General features: G+C 70.9%; 27 protein-coding genes and 1 riboswitch. Of the genes, 17 read left to right on the top strand and 10 right to left on the bottom strand.

Annotation, left to right across the window (positions count from 1 at the left end; genetic code table 11):
* Positions 1-30: 30 nt before the first annotated feature.
* Positions 31-1,599, bottom strand: a complete 1,569-nt coding sequence (locus tag IMZ11_RS18755) for an FAD-binding oxidoreductase (protein ID WP_228643315.1) — start codon at positions 1,597-1,599, stop codon at positions 31-33.
* Positions 1,600-1,663: 64 nt separating this feature from the next.
* On the opposite strand from IMZ11_RS18755, the gene IMZ11_RS18760 reads away from it, so the two are divergent.
* The 3 genes from IMZ11_RS18760 to IMZ11_RS18770 all read left to right on the top strand — a co-directional run bounded on the left by IMZ11_RS18760 (position 1,664) and on the right by IMZ11_RS18770 (position 4,901).
* On the top strand, positions 1,664-3,286 hold the full coding sequence (locus tag IMZ11_RS18760) for a glycerol-3-phosphate dehydrogenase/oxidase (RefSeq protein WP_228643186.1): 1,623 nt from the start codon (positions 1,664-1,666) through the stop codon (positions 3,284-3,286).
* A gap of 274 nt (positions 3,287-3,560) precedes the next feature.
* A complete protein-coding gene (locus tag IMZ11_RS18765; protein ID WP_228643188.1) occupies positions 3,561-4,472 on the top strand; it encodes a sucrase ferredoxin in 912 nt (303 codons plus the stop codon).
* Positions 4,473-4,586: 114 nt separating this feature from the next.
* Positions 4,587-4,901, top strand: coding sequence for a WhiB family transcriptional regulator (locus IMZ11_RS18770; protein ID WP_076434697.1), 315 nt, complete (start codon positions 4,587-4,589; stop codon positions 4,899-4,901).
* Positions 4,902-5,092: 191 nt separating this feature from the next.
* Here the strand turns inward: IMZ11_RS18770 and rsgA are convergent, their stop codons facing one another.
* The 5 genes from rsgA to IMZ11_RS18795 form a co-directional block, all read right to left on the bottom strand.
* Complete coding sequence (gene rsgA, locus IMZ11_RS18775) at positions 5,093-6,217, bottom strand: ribosome small subunit-dependent GTPase A (protein ID WP_228643190.1); 1,125 nt, start codon at positions 6,215-6,217, stop codon at positions 5,093-5,095.
* A 369-nt stretch (positions 6,218-6,586) separates the two neighbouring features.
* Positions 6,587-7,846, bottom strand: a complete 1,260-nt coding sequence (gene glyA / locus IMZ11_RS18780) for a serine hydroxymethyltransferase (protein WP_228643192.1) — start codon at positions 7,844-7,846, stop codon at positions 6,587-6,589.
* A 28-nt stretch (positions 7,847-7,874) separates the two neighbouring features.
* Positions 7,875-7,975, bottom strand: a riboswitch (ZMP/ZTP riboswitch).
* Positions 7,976-8,061: 86 nt separating this feature from the next.
* Positions 8,062-9,006, bottom strand: coding sequence for a YihY/virulence factor BrkB family protein (locus IMZ11_RS18785; protein WP_228643194.1), 945 nt, complete (start codon positions 9,004-9,006; stop codon positions 8,062-8,064).
* A 65-nt stretch (positions 9,007-9,071) separates the two neighbouring features.
* Positions 9,072-9,467: a YccF domain-containing protein gene (locus IMZ11_RS18790; protein ID WP_228643196.1), complete on the bottom strand. Its 396-nt coding sequence runs from the start codon at positions 9,465-9,467 to the stop codon at positions 9,072-9,074.
* 175 nt (positions 9,468-9,642) lie between these two features.
* The gene (locus IMZ11_RS18795; RefSeq protein ID WP_308066819.1) at positions 9,643-10,449 is read right to left on the bottom strand and encodes a TIGR03084 family metal-binding protein; all 807 of its coding nucleotides are present in this window, start codon (positions 10,447-10,449) and stop codon (positions 9,643-9,645) included.
* A gap of 61 nt (positions 10,450-10,510) precedes the next feature.
* Here IMZ11_RS18795 and IMZ11_RS45340 point away from each other — a divergent pair, with 61 nt between their 5' ends.
* The 8 genes from IMZ11_RS45340 to IMZ11_RS18825 all read left to right on the top strand — a co-directional run bounded on the left by IMZ11_RS45340 (position 10,511) and on the right by IMZ11_RS18825 (position 15,328).
* Positions 10,511-10,645 (top strand): hypothetical protein, encoded by a 135-nt coding sequence (locus IMZ11_RS45340; RefSeq protein WP_255706695.1) that lies wholly within the window; start codon positions 10,511-10,513, stop codon positions 10,643-10,645.
* Positions 10,646-10,762: 117 nt separating this feature from the next.
* Positions 10,763-10,846: a putative leader peptide gene (locus tag IMZ11_RS46725; protein ID WP_358130614.1), complete on the top strand. Its 84-nt coding sequence runs from the start codon at positions 10,763-10,765 to the stop codon at positions 10,844-10,846.
* A 172-nt stretch (positions 10,847-11,018) separates the two neighbouring features.
* Positions 11,019-12,698: a nitrite/sulfite reductase gene (locus IMZ11_RS18800; RefSeq protein WP_228643198.1), complete on the top strand. Its 1,680-nt coding sequence runs from the start codon at positions 11,019-11,021 to the stop codon at positions 12,696-12,698.
* A 25-nt stretch (positions 12,699-12,723) separates the two neighbouring features.
* Positions 12,724-12,879 carry a DpnI domain-containing protein gene (locus IMZ11_RS18805; protein WP_061255376.1) on the top strand — a complete coding sequence of 52 codons (156 nt, stop codon included), beginning with the start codon at positions 12,724-12,726 and terminating at the stop codon, positions 12,877-12,879.
* A 33-nt stretch (positions 12,880-12,912) separates the two neighbouring features.
* Positions 12,913-13,641 (top strand): phosphoadenylyl-sulfate reductase, encoded by a 729-nt coding sequence (locus IMZ11_RS18810; RefSeq protein ID WP_061255375.1) that lies wholly within the window; start codon positions 12,913-12,915, stop codon positions 13,639-13,641.
* Between the two features lie 151 nt (positions 13,642-13,792).
* The gene (locus IMZ11_RS18815) at positions 13,793-14,542 is read left to right on the top strand and encodes a sirohydrochlorin chelatase (RefSeq protein ID WP_228643200.1); all 750 of its coding nucleotides are present in this window, start codon (positions 13,793-13,795) and stop codon (positions 14,540-14,542) included.
* Positions 14,543-14,642: 100 nt separating this feature from the next.
* Complete coding sequence (locus tag IMZ11_RS18820) at positions 14,643-14,927, top strand: type II toxin-antitoxin system Phd/YefM family antitoxin (RefSeq protein ID WP_228643202.1); 285 nt, start codon at positions 14,643-14,645, stop codon at positions 14,925-14,927.
* 5 nt (positions 14,928-14,932) lie between these two features.
* Complete coding sequence (locus IMZ11_RS18825) at positions 14,933-15,328, top strand: type II toxin-antitoxin system VapC family toxin (RefSeq protein WP_228643320.1); 396 nt, start codon at positions 14,933-14,935, stop codon at positions 15,326-15,328.
* Positions 15,329-15,619: 291 nt separating this feature from the next.
* Here the strand turns inward: IMZ11_RS18825 and IMZ11_RS18830 are convergent, their stop codons facing one another.
* Positions 15,620-16,531, bottom strand: coding sequence for a DUF1707 domain-containing protein (locus IMZ11_RS18830; protein ID WP_228643204.1), 912 nt, complete (start codon positions 16,529-16,531; stop codon positions 15,620-15,622).
* 81 nt (positions 16,532-16,612) lie between these two features.
* Here IMZ11_RS18830 and IMZ11_RS18835 point away from each other — a divergent pair, with 81 nt between their 5' ends.
* From IMZ11_RS18835 to glgX, 3 genes are all read left to right on the top strand, one after another.
* Positions 16,613-18,088, top strand: coding sequence for an ankyrin repeat domain-containing protein (locus tag IMZ11_RS18835; RefSeq protein ID WP_228643206.1), 1,476 nt, complete (start codon positions 16,613-16,615; stop codon positions 18,086-18,088).
* Between the two features lie 227 nt (positions 18,089-18,315).
* Complete coding sequence (locus tag IMZ11_RS18840) at positions 18,316-18,744, top strand: OsmC family protein (RefSeq protein WP_061255370.1); 429 nt, start codon at positions 18,316-18,318, stop codon at positions 18,742-18,744.
* A gap of 198 nt (positions 18,745-18,942) precedes the next feature.
* Entirely contained in the window at positions 18,943-21,072 is a 2,130-nt protein-coding gene (gene glgX, locus IMZ11_RS18845; protein WP_228643208.1) for a glycogen debranching protein GlgX, read from the top strand.
* Positions 21,073-21,087: 15 nt separating this feature from the next.
* Here the strand turns inward: glgX and IMZ11_RS18850 are convergent, their stop codons facing one another.
* Positions 21,088-21,825, bottom strand: coding sequence for a Clp protease N-terminal domain-containing protein (locus IMZ11_RS18850; RefSeq protein ID WP_228643210.1), 738 nt, complete (start codon positions 21,823-21,825; stop codon positions 21,088-21,090).
* Between the two features lie 243 nt (positions 21,826-22,068).
* Between IMZ11_RS18850 and IMZ11_RS18855 the strand changes: the two genes are divergently transcribed.
* From IMZ11_RS18855 to IMZ11_RS18865, 3 genes are read left to right on the top strand one after another with little or no spacing between them, the layout of a single operon-like run.
* Complete coding sequence (locus IMZ11_RS18855) at positions 22,069-22,923, top strand: AraC family transcriptional regulator (protein ID WP_228643212.1); 855 nt, start codon at positions 22,069-22,071, stop codon at positions 22,921-22,923.
* Positions 22,924-22,933: 10 nt separating this feature from the next.
* Entirely contained in the window at positions 22,934-23,650 is a 717-nt protein-coding gene (locus tag IMZ11_RS18860; RefSeq protein WP_228643214.1) for an AzlC family ABC transporter permease, read from the top strand.
* Complete coding sequence (locus IMZ11_RS18865; RefSeq protein ID WP_061255367.1) at positions 23,647-23,955, top strand: AzlD domain-containing protein; 309 nt, start codon at positions 23,647-23,649, stop codon at positions 23,953-23,955. Before IMZ11_RS18860 ends, IMZ11_RS18865 begins: the two co-directional genes overlap by 4 nt.
* 25 nt (positions 23,956-23,980) lie before the next feature.
* Here the strand turns inward: IMZ11_RS18865 and IMZ11_RS18870 are convergent, their stop codons facing one another.
* Positions 23,981-25,063, bottom strand: a complete 1,083-nt coding sequence (locus IMZ11_RS18870) for an ATP-dependent DNA ligase (protein ID WP_228643216.1) — start codon at positions 25,061-25,063, stop codon at positions 23,981-23,983.
* A complete protein-coding gene (locus IMZ11_RS18875) occupies positions 25,047-25,784 on the bottom strand; it encodes a pyrimidine reductase family protein (protein WP_061255365.1) in 738 nt (245 codons plus the stop codon). Before IMZ11_RS18875 ends, IMZ11_RS18870 begins: the two co-directional genes overlap by 17 nt.
* Positions 25,785-25,885 lie beyond the last annotated feature (101 nt).

A 25,885-nucleotide genomic window follows, 5' to 3' on the forward strand; every position in this document is an offset into this window, starting at 1 on the left:
CCCATCTTTGCCTGATCATGACCGGCGCCGCTATGGGATCAACACTCCCGGGTTGAGTATCCCCGCCGGGTCGAGCCGCTCCTTGACCCCGCGGAGGACGGATACGCCCAGATCGCCGATCTCCAGCGCGAACGCGTCCCGATGGTCGCGGCCGACGCCGTGGTGGTGGGAGATGGTCCCCCCGGCCAGGCCGATCGCGTCGTTGACCGCGCGCTTGGCCGACTCCCACTGGCCGACCGGGTCCTCCGACTGCGCGGTCACCACGGTGAAGTACAGCGAGGCCCCTGTGGCGTACACATGCGAGACGTGGCACATGACCAGCGGGGAGCCCAGGGAGGCCGTGAGCGCCTGCCGTACGGCCTCGTAGAGGCGCGGCAGACCCGACCAGAAGCAGGCGGTCTCCAGCGTCTCCACGGTCGCCCCCGCGGCGAGCAGCGAGTCGCGCAGATAGGGCGCGGAGTAGCGCCCGTGGGCCCACTTCTCCCCCGGCTCGGGCCCGAGGGGCACGCCGCCCATCTCCGACAGCGTCGCCGCGGTGCGCTCGCGGCGGTACGCGACGTCGCCGGGCGTGCCCTCGTACCCGGCGATCACCAGGCAGCCGGGCTCGGCGGTGAGCGTGCCGAGCTCCTCCGGCCTGGCCAGGCCCACCATGGTCTCGGTCTCGTCGGACAGCCGCAGCACCGTCGGCGCCGGGCCCTCCTGCGCCACCCCGCGCAGCGCGGCGACCCCGGCGGGGAACGCCGCGAACCGCCACCCCTCGTACATCCGGACCGCGGGCGCGGGCCGTACGCGGAGGCGGAGCGAGGTGATCACACCGAAGGCCCCCTCGGATCCGAGGATCAGCTGGCGCAGATCCGGTCCGGCGGCGGACTTGGGGGCGCGGCCGAGATCCAGCGTGCCGCGCGGCGTCGCCACCGTCATGCCGACCACCAGATCGTCGAAGCGGCCGTATCCCGCCGACGCCTGGCCGCTCGACCCGGCCGCCGCGAACCCGCCCAGCGTCGCGTACTCGAAGGACTGCGGGAAGTGCCCCAGGGTGTACCCGCGCGCCGCCAGCAACTGCTCGGCCTGCGGCGCGCGCAGTCCCGGCTCCAGCTCCGCGACCATGGACTCGGCGTCGATCGAGACGAGCCGGTTGAGCCGCGCCACATCGAGCGCCACGACGCCCGCGAACCCCTTGCGCGCGGCGACCAGGCCGCCCACGACGGACGTTCCGCCGCCGAAGGGCACGACCGCGACGCGGTGCTCCGCGCAGATCCGCAGCACCTCGGCGACCTCCGCGTGCGAGCCTGGCAGCACGACCGCGTCCGGCGCGTCGGCACCGTCGCCCGCGCGCATCCGCAGCAGGTCGGGGGTGGACTTGCCGCGTGTGTGCCTGATCCGCGCGTCGTCGTCGAACCGCACGTGCTCGCCGCCGACCATCGAGGAGAGCGTGCTCAGCACCAGCGGGGACAGCGCCGAGGCGGGCAACCGCACCTCGCCGAACGTCGCGGCGGGCCGCTCGGGCGCCCGGACGCCCAGCAGGTCGGCGAGCAGCCGTCGTACGGGCGGAGGCAGCTCGGCGGCCTTGGCGGGATCTCCCCATCCAGACCAGAGCATCGGCTCCACGGGAGTCTGCGGTGGTTCCACGGCGTCACCTCTGAGACTAGGTTACTCAACAGTAATGGATGAGGAATTAGGGGTTTATGTGGACTCCTCCCTGAACACCGGGCGGCGCGCCCGGGAACTCGCCGAGATCCGGGACATCGTGGTGGACGTGCTGGTCGTGGGGCTCGGCGCCACGGGTGCCGGAGCCGCTCTCGACGCCGCCTCGCGCGGCCTGTCCGTCGCGGCGATCGACGCCCACGACCTGGCCTTCGGCACCTCTCGCTGGAGCTCCAAGCTCATCCATGGCGGGCTCCGCTACCTGGCCAAGGGACAGGTCGGGGTGGCCCGCGAGAGCGCCGTCGAGCGGGGCGTGCTGCTCCGGCACACCGCGCCCCACCTGGTGCGGGCGCAGCCGTACCTGCTGCCGCTGACGCCGTCGGTTTCTCCGGGGCAGGCCCGCCTCGTGATGACCGGGTACCGCCTCGGGGACGGGCTGCGCGCGGCCGCGCGAACCCCGCGGCACCTGCTCCCCGGGCCGTCGCGGCTGTCGGCGAAGCGGGCGCTCACGCTGGCGCCCGCCCTGCACGAGCGTGGCCTGCGCGGTGCGCTGCTCTCCTGGGACGGCCGGGTCGTGGACGACGCCCGGCTGGTGGTCGCCATCGCCCGCACCGCCGCCGCCCACGGTGCCCGGATCCTCACCAGGTGCCGGGCCCTGTCGCTCGCCCGCGACGGAGCCCAGGTCCGCGACGAGATGACCGGCGCCGAGTTCGGCGTCAGGGCCAGGGCGGTGATCAACGCGACGGGCGTGTGGGCCGGGCAGCTCTCCCCCTCGGTACGGCTCCGCCCGTCGCGCGGGACCCATCTCGTGCTCCGTCCCGGCTCCCTCCACGGCCTGCGAACCGGGATGCACGTCCCGATCCCCGGCGAGAGCAACCGGTTCGCGCTCGTCCTCCCGCAGGCCGACGGACGGATCTACGTGGGCCTCACGGACGAGCCGGTGGACGGGCCCCTGCCCGACGTCCCGGAGGCGCCCGAGAGCGACGTCTCGTTCCTCCTGGACGTCCTGGGGACCGTCCTGCGCGAACCGGTACGGCGGGCCGACGTGGCCGGCGCCTTCGCCGGGCTGCGACCGCTTCTCGACGGCCCCGCACCGACGCACGGCCCCGAACGGCCCCGAACGGGCGGGGAGGCCGGGGCCGGCACGGCCGACCTGTCCCGCAGGCACGCGGTGGTCACCTCGCCCGACGGGATCGTCACCGTCGTCGGCGGCAAGCTCACGACGTACCGCCGGATGGCCGAGGACGCGGTCGACGCGGCCTGCCCCACCGCTTCGCCCAGCCGTACGGCGCGGCTGCCCCTGGTGGGCGCCGGGTCGGCGTTCGAGGGAGGCCGGGAACACTCCCCCATCGCCGGACGCGCGCCCGGCGCGTCGCCGCCACGCCACGACCCGCCCGCACGGCTGGTCGAGCGATACGGCGGGGAGGCGCGGGCCGTACAGGACCTGGCGCTGGCGGACCCGGCACTGGCCGAGACGGTCGCGGCCGGGATCACGCTCGCCGAGTTGGTCTGGGCGGTGCGCCACGAGGGAGCCCTGGACGTGGACGACCTGCTCGATCGGCGGACCAGGATCGGCCTGATCCCCGAGGACCGCGCCGCCGCCCTTCCCGCCGCCGAGGCGGCGCTCGCCCTCGGCCGCTGACCCCGACCGCCGACCTCCGCCGACCGACCGCGCGGATCCACCCGAATCCGGACACCGCGCGTCAGGGCGGTGACGGAGCGCGACAGCGAGCGAAGTGTGACGCGAATCTCTGTTCCCGCCGGTTGACCGGAGACCGATGGGGAGTTGTGGCCCCCGCGCGCTGAGTCCCGGACCTCTCTCGATAAGGTTAGTCTTACCTAATTCTGCTGGGCCGGCCCCGGAGCTCCGGGGCGCCCACGGGGGCGGGACGAGACGAAGAGGAGGGCGGACCGGCATGTCCAAAGGGTGCGGGCACCTCGCCGCGCTGCACACGGGCGAGGCTCCCATCCTCGCCAGCGCGACGGTCGGCGCCCGGTTCTGGCTGCTCATCGAGCATTCCGGCCCCTGGGCGGCCTACCTCGACGAGTGCCGGCTTCCCGACGACGTGCACGCCCTGATCGACCGGGCCACCTCGCTCGGCATCCGACCGCAGCTGATCCGCCGCACCGGGCGGCGTCCGGCCCAGGGCGGCCCGCTGCACGTGTTCGTCGCCTCGTCGGCGGGAGCGCGGCCGTGGCTCGCGGAAGGCTTCTTCGAGACCTCCAACGATCTTGACCTGGGCTCACTCGTGCACGGAGTGGTTCCGGAGTCCTGCATACTGGTGAACGAGCCGGTGTTTCTGGTGTGCACCCACGCCAAGCGCAACGCGTGTTGTGCCCGTTTCGGGCTCCCGCTCGCGCGGTCTCTCGACGAGAAGCTGCCGGGCCAGGTGTGGGAAACCACTCATGTAGGCGGCGATCGATACGCCGCTAACCTCGTATGCTTGCCACACGGGCTTTACTACGGCAGCATGTCTCAGGCTGCTGCGATCGCGGCGGCAAACGCGTACCGGCGCGGCGAGGTCGTCCTCGACCGTTACCGGGGGCGCGCGGGTCTCCCTGAGCCACTGCAAGCCGCCGAGCATTTCGTCCGCGCACATACGGGCGAGCTCTCGGTCGGCGGGGTGGCCGTGGAATCCTCCCGGTCGGAATCGGAAGACGACGCCACCGTGTGCATCGTGCAGTGCACGAGGCCAGGTGGTCTGTCGCGGTTTCGGGTAGTGGTCGAACCTGCGGTGTTCGCGGCACCGTGCGGTACGGCCTGCACCGAAGAGATCTCGACCTACAGGTTGACGGAGCTGAGCCAGCTCACTCCGGTACCGGCCTGAGGCTCTGCGAAGAGCCGGGAACACCACGGCTGATCCCGGCGTTGGACCCAGGGACGCCACAAGCGCCCGATGCGGCACAAACACTGAAATACCTCTCACCAAAGGTGGTTTCTCATGTCTCAGGTACGTCGGCAGCTCGCCCGCCCGCGCCCCAGCTGGGGTTGGCAGGATGATGCCGCGTGCCGGGGAGAGGACCTTGTGCTGTTCTTCGGCCCTGACGGCGAGCGTCAGCCGGAGCGCGACATCCGCGAGCGCAAGGCCAAGGCCATCTGCGCACAGTGCCCCGTACGTGCCGAGTGCCTCGACTACGCCCTTTCCCGTCCTGAGAAGTACGGCACCTGGGGCGGGCTGAACGAGGACGAGCGCGCCTCCGAGCGTCGCCGCCGGATGCGGCGCGCCGCGAGCGCCGGCATCAGCGCAGTCGCCTGAGCCGTCTGAACGCCAAACTCAAACGTCTCCCCCCGACACGCGTCACACGAGACCGCTGGGTCGTTCCACCCGCCGATACCCCAACACGGCGGGCGGAACGCCCAGCGGTTTCGTCTGTTCACCCTCCGGCATGGCCGAGCCGGCCGGGGCATGTGTCACGCCCCGGACCGCCCGTCACGCACCGATCATGATCACGGGCGGGACCTGCCCTGCTTCCGCATCTCCTTGTGGATGATCTTCCACTTGCGGGTCTCCTCGCTCCGGAGGCGCGCGTCGCTGCGCCGGGCCATCCAGGCCGCCTCACGTTGCAGCTTGAACCAGCTCTCCAGCCGCCGCTCGGGCAGCTCGCCCGACTCGAGCGCCGCCTGTACGGCACAGCCGGGCTCACCGTCGTGCGAGCAGTCACCGAAGCGGCAGTTCGCGGCGAGCTCCTCGATGTCCGAGAAGACCAGGTCCACGCCGTCGCTCATGTCGTACAGGCCCACCCGGCGGATGCCGGGCGTATCGATGATCAGCCCGCCTCCGGGCAGCGGGATCAGCTCGCGATGGACGGTGGTGTGCCGTCCCCGGCCGTCCGCCGCGCGTACCTGCTGGGTGTCCATGACGGTCTCCCCCGCGAGCGCGTTGACCAGGGTGGATTTCCCGGCACCCGAAGGGCCGAGGATGACGGCGGTCTTCGAGCCGTCGAGGTAGGCCCGTACGAGATCGACCCCCTCGCCGGTCATCGAACACACCGCGTGCACGTCCACCCCGGGGGCCGCGGCCTCGACGTCGGCGAGCAGGTCACCGAGCCCCTGCTCGAACAGGTCGGCCTTGGTGACGATCACCACGGGCCGCCCGCCGCTCTCCCAGGCGAGCGCCACAAGGCGCTCGATCCGGCCGAGGTCGGCGAAGTCGGTGGAATGCATCGACGGCTCGGCCACGAACACGATGTCGACGTTGGCGGCGAGGATCTGGCCCTGCCCGTCACCGGACAGACCGCCGCGCGAGTCCCTGCTGACGCCGCCGCGGACGAAGGCCGACGTTCTGGGCAGCACGGCGTCCAGCTCGTAGCGGCCCTCGGGCAGGCGGTCGAGCACGACCCAGTCGCCCACGCAGGGGAGGGCGATGGGGTCGTCGGCGGCGGCCCGGCGGACCCGGGCGCTGTATCGCGCCTGGAACTGCCCGTCGGCCGCGATGACCTCGGCGGCGCCCCTGTCGACCCGGGCGACGCGGGCGGGAACGGTACCCGCGGGAAGCGAAAGCGAGTCGTTCCAGCCGAGAAGAGAAAGATCGATGGAACCGGAGAAGGAACCAGAAATCGAATCGGAGAACAACGGGGTGACACCCTTCGGAAAGCGGGTGCCCAGCGATGATCCAGGTCGTGTTCCGGAGACCGGCCCTGCTGCGCGCGGGCGGTGGCGAAACAGTGCCTAGACGGGCACCCGAGAGTTGGTGGACGGCAGGGTCGTCAGAAAGGCCCGCATAGTCCTCACCTCCCGAAGTGATGGCCGCGTCCGAAAGGCGGCGTCGAGGAAGAACCCTAGCGCAGTCCCGGCACTCCGCCGCAACGGGTTTTCCGGGCCCCGGTGCCGCGGCATGCCCCGGAAACGCGCCGTGAGACGCCACGGAGATCTCGCCCCGGAACGCGGCGTGGCCACGCCCTCCGAGAGGACGTGGCCACGCGCGCGCGAACGGGAAGGGGTTCAGGAGAGGCCGGGCGCGGGGAACTTCGCCGTCAGCTCGCTGACCTCGTTGTGGACCCGGGCGATGACGTCCTCGGCGTCGCCCTTGGCGACCGCGGTGACGACCTCGTCCATCCAGGCGCCGATCTGGCGCATCTCCGCCTCGCCCATGCCGCGCGAGGTGACCGAGGGGGTGCCGATCCGGATGCCCGACGGGTCGAACGGCTTGCGCGGGTCGAACGGGACGGTGTTGTAGTTGGTCTCCAGGCCCGCCCGGTCGAGCGCCTGGGCCGCCGGCTTGCCGCCGACTCCCTTGGGCGTCAGGTCCATCAGGATGAGGTGGTTGTCGGTGCCGCCGGAGACGAGGTCGAAGCCCCGGGAGGACAGCTCCTCGGCGAGCGCCTTGGCGTTCTTCACGACCTGCGCGGCGTACGCCTTGAACTCCGGCTGGGACGCCTCGCGCAGGGCGACGGCGATGGCGGCGGTCGTGTGGTTGTGCGGGCCGCCCTGCAGGCCGGGGAAGACCGCCTTGTTCAGCGCGGTCGCGTGCTCGTCGGCGGTGGCCATCAGCATGGCTCCGCGCGGGCCGCGCAGCGTCTTGTGCGTGGTCGTGGAGATGACGTCGGCGTGCCCGACCGGTGACGGGTGCGCGCCACCGGCGATGAGACCGGCGATGTGCGCGATGTCGGCGGCGAGGATCGCGTCCACCTCGCGGGCGATCTCGGCGAACGCCGGGAAGTCGATGGTGCGCGGGATCGCGGTGCCGCCACAGAAGATCAGCTTGGGCCGGTGCTCCAGCGCGAGGGCGCGGACCTCGTCCATGTCGATGCGGCCCGTGTCCTTGCGCACGCCGTAGCGGACGGCGTTGAACCACTTGCCGGTGGCGGAGACGGACCAGCCGTGCGTGAGGTGGCCGCCGAAGGGCAGGCCCATGCCGAGCACGGTGTCGCCGGGCTTCAGGAACGCCATGTAGATCGCGAGGTTGGCCGGGGAGCCGGAGTACGGCTGGACGTTGGCGTGGTTCACGCCGAACACGGCCTTGGCCCGCTCGATGGCGATGGTCTCGATCTGGTCGATGACCTGCTGGCCCTCGTAGTAGCGCTTGCCGGGATACCCCTCGGAGTACTTGTTCGTCAGAACGGTCCCGGTGGCCTCGAGCACGGCCTTGGAGACATAGTTCTCCGACGCGATGAGCTTGACGGTGTCGGCCTGCCGCCGCTCCTCCGCCCTGATGAGCTCGGCGATCTCGGGATCGACGGCGTTCAGCGAGTTCTCAGCCATTGGCGCCTTTCCTTGTCAACGTCGACAGCCGCGGGACCCAGGCGCACGGCCTCCGCACGTTCGCTCCCCGGTGGTAAACCCACCTAGCACGTGCCCGAGGGCACGTCAGCGCCAGTCGCGACGCCTCCTACCCTATCCGAGCCTCGCGTACGGACACACGCCCGCGCTGCCGGGAACGCCGTGGCGCCCGCCGCCAGACGGGTGACCTGCCGGGATCACTGCTGGCGGCGGGCCGTACCGGCCAGGGGCCACATGCGGTCCACCTCGGCGTTGAGTGTCGCGCCGATGAGCACGGCGAGCGCCGTGATGTAGAGCCAGAGCAGGACGGCGATCGGGGCCGCGAGCGAGCCGTAGATCGACAGCGGCGTGAACCAGGCGGCGAGCACCTCGCGCAGGACGGCGCCGCACGCGATCCAGATGATGAGCGCGAGCACGGCCCCGGGGAGCTCGCGCCACCAGCGGGTCCGCATCGGGACGCTGACGTGGTAGAGCAACGTGAGCATGAAAACGGAGCCGACGATCACCACGGGCCAGTAGAACACCGTGACGAGCACGCTGTAGCTCGACAGGGCTCCCGCGAGCAGCGTGGGACCGATGACGAGCACCGGCATGACGATCAGGCCGATCAGCAGCGCGGCCAGATAGAGCCCGAAGGACATGACCCGGGTCCGGATGATCCCCCGGGTCTCCCCCAGTCCGTACGCGATGGAGATCAGGTCCACGTACACGAAGAGGGCCCGGGATCCGGACCACAGCGAGAGCAGGAACCCCACCGAGATGAGCGAGACCTGCCCCCCGCTCAGCACGTCGTTGAGCAGCGGCTGGACGACGCGGTCCACGGTGTTGCCGGTGAACAGCAGCTCGGCCTGATCGATCACCCACTGCTTGATCCGCAGGATGGTCTGGTCGCCGAGCAGTCCGCTCAGGTGGCCCATCACACCGAGCAGTCCGAGCACGAACGGCGGCAGCGAGAGGAGCGCGAAGAAGGCCGCCTCACCGGCGAGCCCGGTGACGCGGTAGTTGACGCCGGCCATCGTGGTCGACTTGGCCAGGGCCCAGGCGCTCGATCCCCGGACCCAGTCCATGCGGGCCCGGGCGCGCGCCATTCCCCGGCGCGAGTCGTGTCTCGGCCGGTGGGTGGGCGCGTCCGCGGACGTCATGGCATCTAACCGTATTCGCACAGACGGGGTGTCATGACACCGATGAATGAACCAACGACTACCCGTTACCGTGCCGGATAGTACGGATTGTCCGCATCCACGATACGGGCGCCGAGCGGCAGAAGCGATACGGGAATCATCTTGAGATTGGCGATACCGAGCGGGATGCCGATGATCGACACGAACAGCGGGATCGCGGTGACGATGTGCCCGATCGCCAGCCAGAGCCCGGCGAAGACCAGCCAGATGACGTTCCCGATCGCCGTCAGGACGCCCGACTCGGGATCCCGGACCACGGTGCGCCCGAAGGGCCACAGCGCGTACGCGGCGATCCTGAACGACGCGATTCCGAACGGGATGGTAATGATCAGGATGCAGCAGACGATCCCGGCGACCACATAGCCGAGGGCGAGCCACACGCCGGCGAAGACCAGCCAGATGACGTTCAGCAGAGTCCGCATAACTCAATGATGGCTCACGCTATCTCCCTGTATGCCGGACTTGTCGATCTTTCTGTACGCCTGGCTCATCGCACGCCCGACCCACGCTCCGCTCCGAGCCTCATCGCCCCGAGCCTCATCGCCCCGAGCCTCATCGCCCCGAGCCTCATCGCCCCGAGCCTCATCATCCCGTGCCTCATCGCCCCGCTCCGGGCGCGCGTCCCTTGCCCGGCGGCCCGGCGAAGGCCTGGGCGACGGCCATCCAGGCGCGCGCGGTCCCGCCCGCCACGGTCAGGGACGTGTCGGCGACATGACACCGCTGCGTGACGACCAGGCAGAAGTCGGCGACCGAGCCGCGCACGACGTCCGGAACGCCGGCGGGCCCGGAGACCCACCAGGTGCCGTCCGGCATGGCGAGCTCCACCCTGACCGGCTCCGCGGGCACCGGCAGCCCCCTGACCGCGAAGCCGTACGGCAGGGCGCGCACGCCGAGCGTCGCCACGTGGCGCAGCCGCATGCTCGGCGCGCGGGTGATCCCGAGCGCGTCCGCCACGTCCTGGCCGTGCGCCCACGTCTCCATCAGCCGCGCGGTGGTGAACGAGGCGGGCGACATGTCGGGGCCGTACCACGGGAGCCGCGAGCCGGGATCGACCGTGGCCAGCGCCTCGATCATCCGGGCCCGCGCCGTACGGAACCAGTCCAGGACCTGCGACGGAGCCAGCCCGCGTGCGGCCGCGGTGAGGTCGTCCACGGCGGCCTCTCCCCTAGCCATCAGGGCCGCGCGGGCGGCCCGGAACCCCTCCGGGTCGGTCACGGCGGATGTGGCGGCGTCGTCGAACCAGGCCAGGTGGCTGATCTGGTCGCGGACGTCCCAGCCCTCCGCGGGAGTGGGCAGCTCCCAGCCGGGAAGGTCCAGAGCACGCACCATCGCGTGCAACTCCGCTGTCTCGGCGCGTAGGTCGGCGATCAGTTCGGACATCAGCTCGGACTTGGAAACGGCCACGGCACCCTCCTGTGACGGCGAGCGTAACCGAATATTCTTCTACCGGGAACAGTGGACGATCATGATCTGCGACTCCTGCAAGGATCGGCGGCACGACGAGTGCCGCGGTGGTTCGTGGTGCGACTGCCAGCACCACGAACCACAGGACGAGACCGGCGCGAACGAGCCGGCGCAGAACTGGATCAGCCAGGGCTGACCCGGCCGCGCCGCCCGTGTCTCCATCCGTGTCTCCATCCGTGTCTCCATCCGCTTCGCCGTCCACATCGTGAAACCGAACTTGGACATCAGGGATGCCACAGGTATCGTTTGGGACATGCCAGCGGACCCGTTGCTCGTCGTGCGACGCCACGTCGACCTTCTGCGTGTCCGCAGCGCCATCTGTATCGACGCCCGTTGACCGTCGCCCACCTTTTCTGACATTGGGCGCGTGACCAGGCGTCTTTTTCGTGTTCGCCCCCGTACTCGACGATGAGGCGGGAGGCCGCCTGAGGCACGCGTTCGGGGTCACGTCTGTGACCCTTCGCCCGGATTTTCGACCGTTTCGGATCCTTCGGATTAAGGACGCCCTCATGAGCACCCCGGCCCGCCCGGCGAACCGCCACCACAAGCGCCCGCGCGGCGAAGGCCAGTGGGCTCTCGGTTACCGTGAGCCGCTGAACAAGAACGAGGAGAACAAGAAGGCCGACGACGGGCTCAACGTCCGTCAGCGGATCATCGACATCTACTCGAAGGGCGGGTTCGACTCGATCGATCCGGCCGACCTGCGCGGCCGGATGCGCTGGTACGGGCTGTACACCCAGCGCAAGCCCGGGATCGACGGCGGCAAGACGGCGATCCTGGAGCCGGAGGAGCTCGACGACCGCTACTTCATGCTCCGCGTGCGCATCGACGGCGGCCAGCTCGACCTGAAGCAGCTTCGGGTGATCGCCGACATCTCCAACGAGTACGCCAGGGGCACGGCCGACATCACCGACCGGCAGAACATCCAGCTCCACTGGATCGAGATCGAGTCGGTCCCGGACATCTGGAACCGGCTGGAGGCCGTGGGCCTGTCCACCACCGAGGCGTGTGGCGACACCCCGCGCGTCGTCATGGGTTGCCCCCTCGCCGGGATCGACGCCGCCGAGGTGATCGACGGCACCGCCCAGATCGCCGACATCACCAGCCGCTATGTCGGAGACAAGGCGTTCTCCAACCTGCCGCGCAAGTTCAAGTCCGCCGTCAGCGGGTGCTCCGCGCACTGCACCGTCCACGAGATCAACGACATCGCGTTCGTCGGCGTGACCCACGAGGGCGAGCAGGGCTTCGACGTGTGGGTCGGCGGCGGGCTGTCCACCAACCCCATGTTCGCCAAGCGGCTCGGCGCCTTCGTCCGGCCCGAGCAGGTGCACGAGGTGTGGGCCGGGGTCTGCGGCATCTTCCGCGACTACGGCTACCGCCGGCTGCGCCACCGGGCGCGGATCAAGTTCCTGATCAACGACTGGGGCGCGGAGAAGTTCCGCGAGATCCTGGAGACCGAGTACCTCGGCTACCGGCTCGCCGACGGACCGGCCCCCGAGGAGCCGCGCGGCGGACGCCGCGACCACGTCGGCGTCTTCCCGCAGAAGGACGGCAACTTCTACGTCGGGTTCGCCCCCAGGGTCGGCCGGGTCGACGGCGACACGCTGCACCGGATCGCCGACATCGCCGAGCGGCACGGCTCCGGCCGGGTCCGCACCACGGTCGAGCAGAAGATGGTCATCCTGGACGTGGCGCCCGACCAGGTGGACTCGATCGTCGCCGAGCTGGAGGCCATCGACCTCCGCGTCAACCCCTCCTCGTTCCGCCGCCAGACGATGGCCTGCACCGGCATCGAGTACTGCAAGCTCGCCATCGTCGAGACCAAGGCGACGGCGGTGAAGCTGATCGACGAGCTGGAGACCCGGCTGCCCGGCTTCACCGAGCCGCTGACGATCAACGTCAACGGCTGCCCGAACTCCTGCGCCCGCATCCAGGTCGCCGACATCGGCCTCAAGGGGCAACTCGTCGTGAACGACCAGGGCGAGCAGGTCGAGGGCTTCCAGGTCCACCTGGGCGGCTCGATCGGGGTCAACCCGAACTTCGGCCGCAAGGTCCGCGGCCTGAAGGCCACCGCCGAGGAACTCCCCGACTACGTCGAGCGCGTCGTACGGAACTTCGACAAGCAGAAGAACGAGGGCGAGACGTTCTCCGAGTGGGTCCAGCGGGCCGACGAGGCGGACCTCAAGTGACGGCCGGCACGGGGCGGAGCCGGTCGTGAGCGAGCGCGCGGCCCCCTACTACTGCCCTTATTGCGGTGACGAGGACCTCGAACCGTACGCCTCCGAAGAGGAGAGCTACGGCTGGTACTGCCGCTCCTGTTCCCGCGCGTTCCGGGTGAAGTTCCTGGGCATCGGCGTACGGCACAGCTAGCCCCCTCCGAAGTACGACGTTTGAGGAGTAGTCATGACCCTGGTGGAGATAGAGGCCGGTCTGGAACGCCAGCGTGGCGTGCTCGACCTGCAGAGCATCGTCGAGTCAGCCGCCCGGTTCCTTGAGGACGCGCCCGCCCGCGAGATCATCCGGTGGGCGGCGGCCACGTTCGGCGACCGCCTCTGTCTCACCTCCTCGATGAGCGACGCGCTGCTGATCGATCTGGTGAGCCGGGTCAAGCCCGGCGTGGACGTGCTGTTCATCGACACCGGCTACCACTTCGCGGAGACCATCGGCACGCGTGACGCGGTCCAGGCGGTCTACAAGGTCAACGTGATCAACGTGACGCCGTCCCGCACGGTGGCGGAGCAGGACCGCGACCTCGGGCCCCGGCTGCATGGGCGCAACCCCGACCTGTGCTGCTACCTGCGCAAGGTGGAGCCGCTCAATCGCGCGCTCGAGCCGTACCTCGCCTGGGTGTCGGGCATCCGGCGCGACGAGTCGCCCACCCGGGCGGACACGAAGGTCGTCGAGTGGGACGCCAAGCGCCAGATGGTCAAGATCAACCCGATCGCGCGGTGGACCCAGGAGGAGGTCGACAACTACATCGCCGACAACGGGGTCCTGATCAACCCGCTGCACTATGACGACTACCCCTCGATCGGCTGCGCGCCCTGCACCCGGCGGGTCGCTCCCGGCGAGGATCCGCGCAGCGGCCGGTGGGCCGGACTCGGCAAGATCGAGTGCGGCATCCACCTCTGATCCTTGGCCGGCGATCTCGCCGGGGTTTCCCCTCGGTTGGGATTGCCGGTGCCCGCACCGCGCGTGACCGTACGCGGGCATCCCGTTGACCCGGCCACGAGAAGTCCCGAAGCGTCCGCCCCGGTAGCCCGAAAGTCCTGAGAGTCCATCCGTGAACCAGCATCCGACCGGCCCACCGCTGATCGCCGTGGCGCACGGGTCCCGTGACCCGCGCGCCGCCACGGCGGTCGAGGCGCTGCTCGACGCGGTACGGCTGGCGCGACCGGACCTGGACGTGCGGACCGCCTATCTGGATCACGCGCCGCCGACGCTGGGGCGGGCCCTGTCCGGGCTGGACGAGGCCGTGGTGCTGCCGCTGCTGCTCACCGCGGCCTACCACAGCCGGGTGGACATCCCGGCCGCGCTGCGCGAGGCGACCGCGCGCCGGCCTCGGCTGCGGGTCCACCTCGGGCCGACCTTGGGACCGCACCCGCTGCTCGTCACCGCCCTGGAACGCCGCCTGGAGGAAGCCGGAGTGGAGGCCGGCGATCCCGAGACGGCCGTCGTGCTGGTCTCCGCCGGTTCGAGCGACGCACGGGCCAACGCGGTCGTGGCGCGCGTGGCGCGCTCCTGGGCCCGTCGGCGGTCGTGGTGGTCGGTGACCCCCGCCTACGCCTCCGCCGCCGCTCCCGCGCCCGCGGACGAGGTCGTACGGCTGTCGCGCGCCGGGGCTCCCCGGGTGGTCGTCGCCCCCTACCTGCTGGCCCCCGGCCATTTCGCCGACAAGGTCCGCCGGGACACGCTGGCGGCCGGGGCCCACCGGGTCGCCGACGTCCTCGGCCCCGCTCCCGAACTCGTCACGCTGCTCCTCGACCGCTACGCGCAGGCCGTACAGCAGCCGGAACCCGCCGCGACCGCCTAGAACCACCCAGAGCGATATTCCGACTACCCATCGTGTCGTTTCGGCCACGAAGCAGGGTGCGCGGCTCTGCGGTGACCTCGTGAAACGCATGATGGAAGCTATGGAGCGCATCGGAGTCACGGAGTTCGCCGATCACGCCGCGGACTGCCTCGACAAGGCCCTGGCGGGCGAGACCATCGAGGTGATCAAGGACGGCCGCACCGTCGCGCGGCTGGTTCCCGTACCCGGGCCGACCGCGATCCTCGACGACTGGGTCGCCCAAGGCCGGGCCACCCCGGCGACACGCCGGTTCAGCGACGTGGTCGCCGAGATGGACACCGAACCGTACGACGACGTCAACGCCGCGGAGGGCCTCATCCGTATGAGGGAGGACGAGCGCTTTTGATCTACATGGACAGCGCCGCCATCGTCAAGATGATCCACCCCGAACCGGAATCTCTGGCACTGCAAGAGTGGCTGGCGAGCCGAACGGACAATCCCCCACTCACCTCAGCGCTGGTCGAAGTTGAGGTGCCACGAAGCATACGGCGTGTCGCCCCGGAGCGCCTCGATCGAGTTCCTCCCGTCCTTGCCGGCATCCAGAGGATCGACATCGACGTGACCGTTCGCGGCGTGGCCGCCACCTTCTCCGATTCGATGTTGCGTAGCTTGGACGCGATCCATCTCGCAACGGCGATGCAGTTCGGGGTAGTCGTGGACCACTTCGTGACCTATGACAAGCGCATGCTGGCCGCCGCCTCCGCGCTCGGCCTGCCGGTCGCCAGCCCCGGCTCGTCGCTCAACTGACGCAACCGACCGACCTGACGCGTCTCCGTGCCGCCCGCCCATGCCCGGACGCGCGTGCGGCTCGGACGCCACCTACCGAAGGATCCGCCCGGTCCCGCATGGAGTCCTCATTCGTCCGGTGAAACTCTCACCGATCACTACTCCCGAGCCCGGCCCGCCCGTTGCACGCGACTTTCATACGGCTTCACCTGATCGAGAACCCGATCGTGCACCCGCCCCCGGCACCCGGCCAGAGGGCCGCGGTTCACCGGCGAGGCGCGCGGGACCTGGCGCTCGACCGAGGGCCGCGGTTCACCGGCGAGGGGACTGCGGCGGCGCGGGGGGCTCCGGCGGGTATCCGTCGCGGGCGTCACGCCACGCGTCCCGCGCCTCCCTGCGGGTCTCCCGGACCTCTCTGCGCATCTCCCGGTGGCTCTCGCGGGCGTCCCTGCGCATCTCGCGGTAGGAGTCCCGCGCCTCGTCGAGGGCCTGGCGGGGATCGTGACGCAGATCGTGACGCAGATCGTGGCGCAGACCGTGGCGCGCGTCGTGCCCGAGGCCATGGTGGAGGCCGTGGTACGCCTCCGCGCGGCGCTCCTGCCACCACTCGCTCCACGCGAACCAGCCGCGCTTGATCGGCCTGGCCCGGGAGTCGCCGATGATCTTCACGTCGCCCATCACGACGTACGCGCGGACCCGGACCACGGGGGCGTTCTGGTTGGGCGGAGCCTCGACCACCTGGACCTTCTTGTCGCCCATGATGGTCATGCCGGACAGCTCGACGTCCACGCCGTCGGGCACGATGATCTTGATGTCGCCCATGACGCAGGTCGCCACGATGTCGATCGCGTTCGTACGGACCTCGGCCTCGCGCAGGTCGAGCGTGACGTCGCCCATCACGCAGACCGCGCCGATCTCCTGGTCGATGCGCCAGCTGCCCTGCCGCTTGGCGTCGCCCATCACCGCGACGATCCACTTGCGGACCTTTCCGCCCCCGCCGCCGCCTCCGGTGGCCGGCGGGCGGTAGGCCGGAGCGGGCGCGCCTCCGGGGAGGTCCGCGGTGAGCTGCCCGAGCTCGGCGTGGGTCTGGGCCAGGTAGGCCGCCTCGGTACGCTCGGTCAGTTCGGCCAGGGTCAGACGCCCGTCGACGGACGCCTCCCGGAGCCTTTCGACCACGGCCTCTCGCTCGGCGTCGGATGCTCGCATTCCACCCAGATCACTCACGGGACAAGATTATCCCCACGAGGACGGCCGCCCCTCCTCCCTGGGAAGGAACCATTTGTCCACCTGTGTGACCATGGAAGAGTGACATACCGTGAGCTTCTGCACGCGGTTTCGGAAGGCGACGTCGGCAGGGTGCGGCGGATGCTCCATCCCGACACGGATCTGAACCGCGCACCGGGGACCACTCCGCTCTACCGGGCGGCCGTCAACGGCGACCACGAGATGGTACGGCTGCTGCTCGAGTACGGGGCCGACCCGGACCAGCCGAGCGGCGGGACGGACGAGGGGCTCCCCCTCTGCGGGGCCGCCTGCTGGAATCACTGGGAGACCATCCAGGCCCTGGTGGACGGGGGCGCCGACCCGAACGCCCGGGAGGGCGGCGGCTGGACCGCCCTCCTGTGGGCCGCCGCCCAAGGGCATCTCATGTCCGCGGACGTCCTCCTCGACGCGGGCGCGGATCCCGACGCCGCCGACGACGAGGACACCACGCCCCTCACCGCGGCCGCTCGCTTCGGCGCGTACGGGGTCGTCTGGTCGCTCCTGGAGCACGGCGCCGACCCGGCGCGGGCGGACGGGGCGTGCGACACGGCCCTGAGCATCGCCAGGCGCTGGGCGGGCACCGACCTGGAGGCGGAGATGCGCGAGGAGGTCGCCCGGCACGCGGAGCCGGGATGGGCCGTCATGGTCGCGAGGAGCCACGCCGACGACGGCACCGAGCTGATCACCGTCGAGGCCAGGGACGCCAGGGGCGACGGATTCCAGGCCACCCGCCAGCGCGGCCACGCCGCGATCACCATCCTCCTGGAGGAGGCGCTGGGCCTGCGCACACCGGCCGAGGACCTGGTCGCCCGCGCGGTGCCGTACCGGGAGGTCGACGAAGACGGCGAGACCTGGTGGGCGGCGGTCCACGCCCTGCAGAAACGGCACGACGACGAGACGTTCGAGGCGGCGGCGGAGCTGTGCGACAGCGGCGACGCGACGGACCGCGAGTTCGCGGTGGACGTCCTCGCCCAGTTCGGCTACGACGCGGGCGTTCGGCCCTTCCACGAGCGCAGCCTGGCGATCCTGCGGCGGCTGGCCCGTACGGAGACCGAGCCCAAGGTCGTCGACGCGCTCCTCGGCGCGATCGCGCACCACGGCGACGCGGAGGCGCTTCCCGAGGTGCTGGAGATCGTGGACCGTCCGGGCAGGAGACCGTCCATGAGCGACGCCATCGCGCTCGCCGCCGTGCTGCCCCCGGACGACGAGGAGGGGTTGTCCCGGCTGGTACGGCTCAGCGAGGAAGGCGACACCGAGGTGCGCGACTGGGCGACCATGGGGCTCGCCGGCCTGGACGCCGACACGCCGCGCATCCGGGAGGCGCTGGCCGCCCGGCTCGCCGACGGCGACATCACGACCGTCGCGGAGGCCGTACGCGGACTGGCGGCCAGGGGCGACCGGCGGGCGATCGGCGGGATCCACCGGGTGCTGTCGGAGACGGACGACGACTACGCGCGGGACCTGGCGCTCGACGGCGCCGCACAGCTCGGCCTGGACATCGAGACCGTCATCCGCTGACCCTGTCCGCGGGATGCCCTCGGACGCACGACAGGTACGGCGGCCGGGTCGGCACGGCCTCGACCTGAGGCTCTCGTCGGCCGATGCCGGCCGCCCGTCCCGGCGGTCCTGACGCGCGGGGACCGATCCCGGCCTGACAGCGGGCCGGTTCCACGTCGCCGGTGCCGGCGGCGTTAGGGTCGCTCCTGGAACTGAAGCTGAGGACTTACGACTGAAGGGATATCGCCATGGCGACCACCCGTACCGCGACCACCCAGTGGAAGGGCACGCTCTTCGAGGGCTCCGGCACGGTCTCACTGGACTCCTCGGGCGTCGGCACCTTCGACGTCTCCTGGCCGTCCAGGGCGGAGCAGGCGAACGGCAAGACGAGCCCCGAGGAGCTGATCGCGGCCGCCCACTCCTCCTGCTTCTCGATGGCGCTGTCCAACGGCCTGGCCAAGGCCGGGACGCCGCCGCAGTCGCTGGAGACCAGGGCGGACGTGACCTTCCAGCCCGGCGAGGGCATCACGGGCATCGTCATCTCGGTGCGCGGCCAGGTTCCCGGCATCTCGGCCGAGGACTTCCAGCAGGCGGCCGAGACCGCCAAGGCCAACTGCCCGGTGAGCCAGGCCCTGACCGGCACCACCATCAGCCTGAACGCCGAACTCGTCGGCTGATCGACCTCGCGGGCCCCCGCTTCCGGCCGTCCCGGTCGGGGCGGGGGCCCGCGTGCGTCCCGCTCCGGGCGGGTGAACGGCGGCCCAATTAACTTCACATAAGGTGATAAATCTGGATAAATAGGAGCAAAACAGGGCTAGATCTCGCAGATCTTTTGGGGTACACGAAGGCCCCTCCTGAGAGGAGAATGGGGCTACATGCGCGAAGTCTGGCCTGGAGAGCCGTATCCACTCGGCGGCACCTGGGATGGCGTGGGCACCAGTTTCTCGGTGTTCTCCGAGGTCGCCGAGCGGGTCGAACTATGCCTGTTCGACGACGACGGCGCCGAGACGCGCGTCGACCTGCCCGAGATGGATGGCTTCGTCTGGCACGGTTACCTGCCGGGGATCATGCCGGGCCAGCGGTACGGCTTCCGCGTGCACGGGCCGTACGAGCCGGAGCACGGCCACCGGTGCAACCCCGCCAAGCTCCTCCTCGACCCGTACGGCAAGGCCATCGAGGGCGGCGTGCGCTGGAACGAGGCGCTCTTCTCCTACCACTTCACCGACCCCGGGCGGCTGAACACCGACGACTCCGCGCCGTACATGCCGAAGAACGTGGTGATCAACCCGTTCTTCGAGTGGGGCAACGACCGGCCGCCGCGCACGCCATACCACGAGACCGTGATCTACGAGGCGCATGTGCGCGGTCTGACGATGCGGCACCCCGACGTTCCGGACGAGCAGCGCGGCACCTACGCCGGACTGGCCCACCCGGCGGTGATCGAGCATCTGCTGGCGATCGGCGTGACGGCGGTGGAGCTGATGCCGGTCCACCAGTTCGTCCCCGAGCACGCCATGGTGGCGCGCGGCCTGACGAACTACTGGGGCTACAACACCATCGCCTACCTGGCGCCGCACAACATTTACTCCAGCGCGGGGCAGCGGGGCGAGCAGGTCCAGGAGTTCAAGGCCATGGTCCGGGCGCTGCACGAGGCCGGCATCGAGGTCATCCTGGACGTGGTCTACAACCACACGGCCGAGGGCGACCACATGGGACCCACGCTCGGCTTCCGGGGCATCGACAACGCCGCCTACTACCGGCTGCACGACTCCGACCGGCGCTACTACCTCGACTACACCGGCTGCGGCAACTCGCTGAACGTCCGCTCCCCGCACGCACTGCAGCTGATCATGGACTCGCTCCGCTACTGGGTGCTGGAGATGCACGTCGACGGGTTCAGGTTCGACCTGGCCGCCGCGCTCGCCCGCGAACTGCACGACGTGGACCGGCTGTCCGCGTTCTTCGACCTGATCCAGCAGGATCCGGTGATCTCGCAGGTCAAGCTGATCGCCGAGCCGTGGGACGTCGGCCCGGGAGGCTACCAGGTCGGCAACTTCCCGCCCCTGTGGACCGAATGGAACGGCAAGTACCGCGACTCCGTCCGTGACTTCTGGCGCGGCGGCTCGCGCACGATGCCGGAGTTCGCCTCCCGGCTCACCGGGTCGAGCGACCTGTACGCCACGAGCGGCCGCCGCCCGGTGGCGTCCATCAACTTCGTGACCTGCCACGACGGGTTCACGCTGACCGACCTGGTCTCCTACAACCGCAAGCACAACGACGCCAACGGCGAGCACAACCGCGACGGCACCGACGACAACCGTTCGTGGAACTGCGGGGCCGAGGGCCCGGTCGAGGACCCCGGGATCGTACGGCTCCGCCACCGGCAGCGGCGCAACTTCCTCGCCACGCTGTTCGCCTCCCAGGGCGTCCCGATGTTGCTCGCGGGTGACGAGTTCGGGCGCACGCAGGGCGGCAACAACAACGCCTACTGCCAGGACAACGAGACCTCCTGGGTCGACTGGTCGCTGGTCAAGACCGAGGCGAACCTCCTGGAGTTCGTCCGGATGCTCGCCACGCTCCGGCGTGACCACCCCGTGTTCCGCAGGCGCCGGTTCTTCTACGGCCGCAGGGCGGGCGACGACGTGCGCGACATCGTCTGGCTCACGCCGTCGGGCAAGGAGATGGTCTCCGCCGACTGGCACGCGAGCTACGCCAAGTCGCTGGCGGTGTTCCTGAACGGCGACGCCATCTCCGAGCCGGGCCCCCGGGGCGAGCGGATCACGGACGACTCATTCCTCCTGCTCATCAACGCCCATCACGAGAGCCTCACGTTCACCCTGCCCGGCACGGAGTTCGGCGACTGCTGGCGTCCCGTGCTCGACACGGCGGACGATGCTCCCGGTCAGGGCCCCTTCCCCGGTGAGACCTGGCCCGCGGGGGTGGACGTGTCCGTCACCGCGAGGTCCGTGCAGATCCTGCGCTGTGCCAGGGAGGACCCCGCCTGACGGCCTTCCCTCAGGTCACCCCTGCCCTCGGGCCGCGACGATGGCCGCCAGTGCCGCGGTGATGTCGGCTTCGACGGCCGCCTTGTCGACGCCGAGGCCGGCGAGCACGCCCGCGCCGTCTTCGAGCTCCAGCAGTCCGAGCAGGATGTGCTCGGTCCCGATGTAGTTGTGTCCCAGCCGCAGGGCCTCCCGGAACGCGAGTTCCAGCGCCTTGCGCGTCTGCGAGTCGTACGGGACGGTCTCCGGCACCTGGGCGGCCCTCGGGGGCAGCGTCGCGGTCACGGCCCGCCGGACGGTCTCCAGCGGCACACCCCGCGCGACGATCGCCTTCGCGGCCAGGGCGTCCGGCTCGCTCAGGAGCCCCAGCACCAGGTGTTCGGGGCGGACCTCGTCGTTGCCCGCCGCGCGGGATTCGTTCTGCGCCGCCGTCACGACGTTCTTCGCTCGCAGGGTGAACCGGTTCAATCCCTCGGGATCGAGAACCGACGGTTCGCCGGACGCCTTCGGGACGAACCGCTTCTGGGCCGCCTGCTTGGTGACGCCCATGCTCCTGCCGATGTCGGTCCACGACGCGCCCGAGCGCCTGGCCTGATCGACGAAGTGACCGATCAGGTGGTCAGCGACCTCGCCGAGGTGGTCGGCGGCGATGACCGCGTCGGAGAGCTGGTCGAGCGCGTCGGTGTGCGCCTTCTTGATGGCCTCGATCAGGTCGTCGAGCCGGACGGGGTTCGTCGAATGAACAGGATTCTCCATGCGTCAACCGTAGGTTGACGATGCCCAAATCGTCAACCCCCAGTTGACTCCCTTCTTGAGAGCGCGCGCGGAGGTACGCCCACAAAGGTTCGCCTCACACGGAGTCTCCGGGCCGCCGGGGAGGGGCAGCTGGCGGCCAGGCTCAGGAGCGTCCACGGCGTCGCGTTCCGCCTGAGGGTGGGCGGACGACGGGTCCGGGGGGCGCCGCACCGATTTTCATCGCTTTCCCGGACAATCAAGTACATGACCCCGGACGAGGAAGAGGAGGCGCGACACTGGCGGCACCCGGGACTTCCGGGGGTGGACCTGCTCCGGGCCCGCTACGTCAGCAAGACCTTCATCCGGCACACCCATGAGAACTTCGTCATCGCCGCGGTCACCCGGGGCGTCGACGAGTTCCACGTGCGCGACAGCATCGAGCGCGCCGGACCCGGCAGCCTCGCGCTGATCAACCCCGACACCCCGCACACCGGCCGGGCGGGCGTGCCGGAGGGGTGGACCTACAGCGCCGTCTATCCGGCCGCCGAGCTGGTCGCGGCGGTCGCCGCCGAGACGATCTCGATCAGGGGCACCGCCGGGTTCGCCGTCCCCGTCGCCCATGACCCGCACGCCGTACGCCTCGTCACCGAGGTGTTGCGCGCCGTGGACGAGCGCAACACATTGGCCGCGGACACCCTGCTGCGGATCACCGTGGCCCGGCTGCTCCGCTCGCACGGCACCGCGCTGATCGCGTCCACCCCGCGCGGCGCGGGCGCGCGGAACGCGGCCAGGGCCCGGGACATCCTGGAGGAGCGGATGGCCGCCCCGCCCTCCCTCGAACGGCTCGCCGCCGAACTCGGCACCGGCCCCTTCGCGTTGCTGCGGGCGTTCCGCACCGCGTACGGCATGCCGCCCCACAGCTGGCTCACCGACGCCCGGGTCCGCCGGGCCCGCCACCTGCTGGACGAGGGGGTCACCCCCGCCGTCGCCGCCGTGACCGTGGGATTCACCGACCAGCCGCACCTGAACCGGCACTTCACCCGCGTCGTCGGCGTGCCTCCTGGGGCGTACCAGCGGGAGCGCAAGAACGTACAAGACCGTTTTGGCGGCGCCGCGTAACCTCGGGCGCGTGACGACGGCATCAGCGCGAATCGAGGAAGAACGGACACCCGGCCGACCCCGGGCCGCGGTCGTACGGGACGCCCTGGGAGTGGGGGTGGCCGTCGGCCTGTCCGGGTTCGCCTTCGGCGTGACCTCGGCCGGCGCCGGGCTGAGCCTGGCGCAGACGTGCGCGCTCTCCCTTCTCGTCTTCACCGGGGCGTCGCAGTTCGCGCTCGTCGGCGCGCTGGGAGCGGGCGGCAATCCCGCCGCGGCGGTGGCGGGGGCCTTGTTCCTCGGCGTGCGCAACGCCTTCTACGGGCTGCGGCTGTCGCACCTGCTGCGCCTGCCCCGCGCGGTGCGCCCGTTCGCCGCGCAGTGGATCATCGACGAGACCTCGGCCGTGGCCATGGCGCAGCCGGACCGGGACAGCGCCAGGCTCGGGTTCACGGTCACCGGGGCCAGCCTGTACACGCTCTGGAACCTGAGCACCTTCCTCGGCGCGCTCGGAGCGGCCGCCCTCGGCGACCCGTCGGCCTGGGGGCTGGACGCGGCGGGCCCCGCCGCCTTCCTGGCGCTGCTCGCGTCCATGTTGCGCGGGCGGCAGGAGGCGCTGGTCGCGTTCCTCGCCGTCGTGCTCGCGCTGGCATGCCTGCCGCTGCTTCCCGCGGGCGTCCCCGTCCTGGTCGCGGCGCTGGCCGCGCCGATCGTCCTGACCTTTCCCCGCCGCGAGGAGGCGCACCGTTGACCGTCTGGATCGCCATCGCCGTCACGGCCCTCGGCTGCTACGCCGTCAAGCTGCTCGGCATCTCCGTGCCCGCCGGGCTGCTTGACCGGCCCCTCGTACGGCGGACCGCCGCCCTGGTGCCCATCGCGATGCTGGCCGCCCTCACCGCGATCCAGACCTTCGGGAGCGGTCAGGCCCTGGTCGTCGACGCGCGGGCCGCCGGGGTCGCGGCGGCCGCCGTCGCGCTGCTGCTGCGGGCGCCGTTCCTGGTGGTCGTCGCGGTCGCGGTCGTCGTGACCGCCGCCATCCGCGCGCTGACGGGCTGAGACGAGATTTCCGTCCCCTCCCGGATCAGCGCGGCAGGATGTCGTCGAGGTCGTAGGCCACGGGCCGTTCGAGCTGCTCGTACGTGCACGAGGACGGCTCGCGGTCCGGACGCCGGCGGCGGAACTGGGCGGTGTGCCGGAACCTGTCGCCCTCCATGTGGTCGTAGGCCACCTCGACCACCAGCTCGGGCCGGAGCGGGATGAACGACAGGTCCTTCTTGGCGTTCCACCGGGAGACCGCGCCGGGCATCCGCTGGCCGCCGTCGGGCGCCGTCTCGCCGCCCTGCGCCGCCCACGACGCCCAGGGATGCTCGCCCAGGTCCTCCAGCCGGTACGGCGCGAGCTCCCCCACCAGCTCGGCGCGGCGCTTCATCGGGAACGCCGCCACCACACCCACGTGGTGCAGCCGCCCGTCCGCGTCGTACAGCCCCAGGAGCAGCGAGCCGACCACCGAGCCGGTCTTGTGCTCGCGGTATCCGGCGACGACGCAGTCGGCCGTCCGCTCGTGCTTGACCTTGAACATCACCCGCCGGTCCGGTTCGTACGGCAGCGTGCCGGGTTTGACGACGATGCCGTCCAGCCCGGCCCCCTCGAAGGTGTCGAACCACTCGGCGGCCCGTCGTTCGTCCCGCGTGACGGGCGTGAGCCGGATCGAGCGGCCCGCGCCGGCCAGCGCCTCCTCCAGCCGGGCCCTCCGGTCCGCGAACGGCGCGGCCATCAGGTCCTCGTCGCCCAGCGCGAGCAGGTCGAACGCGACGAACGACGCGGGCGTCCGCTCGGCGAGCAGCCGCACCCGCGACTCCGCCGGGTGGATGCGCTGCTGGAGCGCGTCGAAGTCGAGCGTCTGGCCGCTCATGACGACGATCTCGCCGTCCACGACACACCGCTCGGGCAGCTCGTCGCGCACGGCCTGGACCAGCTCGGGGAAGTATCTGGTGAACGGCCGCTCGTTCCTGCTGCCGAGATAGACCTCGTCGCCGTCGCGGAACACGATGCAGCGGAAGCCGTCCCACTTCGGCTCGTAGAAGAGCGATCCGTCCTGGTCCGGCAGCCGCTTGACCGCCTTGGCCAGCATCGGGGCCACGGGCGGCTCAACCGGCAAGTTCATCCGACATCTCCCTCATGTATCGGCAGAAGAGGAAACCCTCCTCCTGGAGGACCTGGGCGAGCGTCAGCCGGGTCTGGGAGGCGGCGCCGTTCAGGATGCGGGCCGCGTCGCCTCCGATCAGCAGCGGGCTGACGGTGAGGCACAGCTCGTCCACCAGGCCGGCGGCGGCGAGCTGCGCGTTCAGCCGCGGCCCTCCCTCGCACAGGATCGCGCCCAGGCCGCGGTCGCGCAGCTCGCGGACCGCCGGCACCAGATCGACGCGGTACTCCCCCGCGATGATCACATCGGCCTTCTTGGCCGCCTCCGCCCGCCGGTCGCGCGGCGCGGACTCCGTGGTGATCACGATCGTCCGCGCGTACGGCTCCGTCTCGGTGAACAGGGGGCTGCCGAGGTCCAGGTCGAGCCGCCGGGTGACGACCGCCACCGGCGGCGCGGGGGGACGGCCCTCCCTCAGGGCGCGCCACGACTCGCGTGGCCGGGCCGGGCCGTACCCCTCGGTGCGCACCGTGGCGGCACCGGCGAGGATCACGTCGGCGAGGCCGCGCAGGATCCCGAAGACCCGGCGGTCCCCCTCGCTGGACAGGCCGCCGGACAGGCCCTTGAGCCAGGCACCGCCGTCCGCGCTGGCCACCATGTTGAGCCGCAGCCACTCGCCCGCGGGCTGGGCATAGGCGGCGACGAGATCCGGATCGTCCTCGAAGTCGGGATGTATGCGGCGCACGGTCTCTACAGTGGCACATCCGCCCGACGTACATGGGAGGGACCTCCGCAGGGCATGCCGTCCGGAGCCCCGCAGATAACGGTTCGATGTCCCCTGTTCCC

Source organism: Microtetraspora sp. AC03309, assembly GCF_020826795.1.
Classification (GTDB): domain Bacteria; phylum Actinomycetota; class Actinomycetes; order Streptosporangiales; family Streptosporangiaceae; genus Microtetraspora; species Microtetraspora glauca.

Bases quoted from the DNA above. Each gene is read 5' to 3' on its own strand.
- IMZ11_RS18755 (WP_228643315.1), bottom strand. From the start codon at position 1,599: ATGCTCTGGTCTGGATGGGGAGATCCCGCCAAGGCCGCCGAGCTGCCT.
- IMZ11_RS18760 (WP_228643186.1), top strand. From the start codon at position 1,664: ATGGATGAGGAATTAGGGGTTTATGTGGACTCCTCCCTGAACACCGGG.
- IMZ11_RS18765 (WP_228643188.1), top strand. From the start codon at position 3,561: ATGTCCAAAGGGTGCGGGCACCTCGCCGCGCTGCACACGGGCGAGGCT.
- IMZ11_RS18770 (WP_076434697.1), top strand. From the start codon at position 4,587: ATGTCTCAGGTACGTCGGCAGCTCGCCCGCCCGCGCCCCAGCTGGGGT.
- glyA (WP_228643192.1), bottom strand. From the start codon at position 7,846: ATGGCTGAGAACTCGCTGAACGCCGTCGATCCCGAGATCGCCGAGCTC.
- IMZ11_RS18785 (WP_228643194.1), bottom strand. From the start codon at position 9,006: ATGACGTCCGCGGACGCGCCCACCCACCGGCCGAGACACGACTCGCGC.
- IMZ11_RS18790 (WP_228643196.1), bottom strand. From the start codon at position 9,467: ATGCGGACTCTGCTGAACGTCATCTGGCTGGTCTTCGCCGGCGTGTGG.
- IMZ11_RS45340 (WP_255706695.1), top strand. From the start codon at position 10,511: ATGATCTGCGACTCCTGCAAGGATCGGCGGCACGACGAGTGCCGCGGT.
- IMZ11_RS46725 (WP_358130614.1), top strand. From the start codon at position 10,763: ATGCCAGCGGACCCGTTGCTCGTCGTGCGACGCCACGTCGACCTTCTG.
- IMZ11_RS18800 (WP_228643198.1), top strand. From the start codon at position 11,019: ATGAGCACCCCGGCCCGCCCGGCGAACCGCCACCACAAGCGCCCGCGC.
- IMZ11_RS18810 (WP_061255375.1), top strand. From the start codon at position 12,913: ATGACCCTGGTGGAGATAGAGGCCGGTCTGGAACGCCAGCGTGGCGTG.
- IMZ11_RS18820 (WP_228643202.1), top strand. From the start codon at position 14,643: ATGGAGCGCATCGGAGTCACGGAGTTCGCCGATCACGCCGCGGACTGC.
- IMZ11_RS18825 (WP_228643320.1), top strand. From the start codon at position 14,933: ATGGACAGCGCCGCCATCGTCAAGATGATCCACCCCGAACCGGAATCT.
- IMZ11_RS18840 (WP_061255370.1), top strand. From the start codon at position 18,316: ATGGCGACCACCCGTACCGCGACCACCCAGTGGAAGGGCACGCTCTTC.
- glgX (WP_228643208.1), top strand. From the start codon at position 18,943: ATGCGCGAAGTCTGGCCTGGAGAGCCGTATCCACTCGGCGGCACCTGG.
- IMZ11_RS18850 (WP_228643210.1), bottom strand. From the start codon at position 21,825: ATGGAGAATCCTGTTCATTCGACGAACCCCGTCCGGCTCGACGACCTG.
- IMZ11_RS18855 (WP_228643212.1), top strand. From the start codon at position 22,069: ATGACCCCGGACGAGGAAGAGGAGGCGCGACACTGGCGGCACCCGGGA.
- IMZ11_RS18870 (WP_228643216.1), bottom strand. From the start codon at position 25,063: ATGAACTTGCCGGTTGAGCCGCCCGTGGCCCCGATGCTGGCCAAGGCG.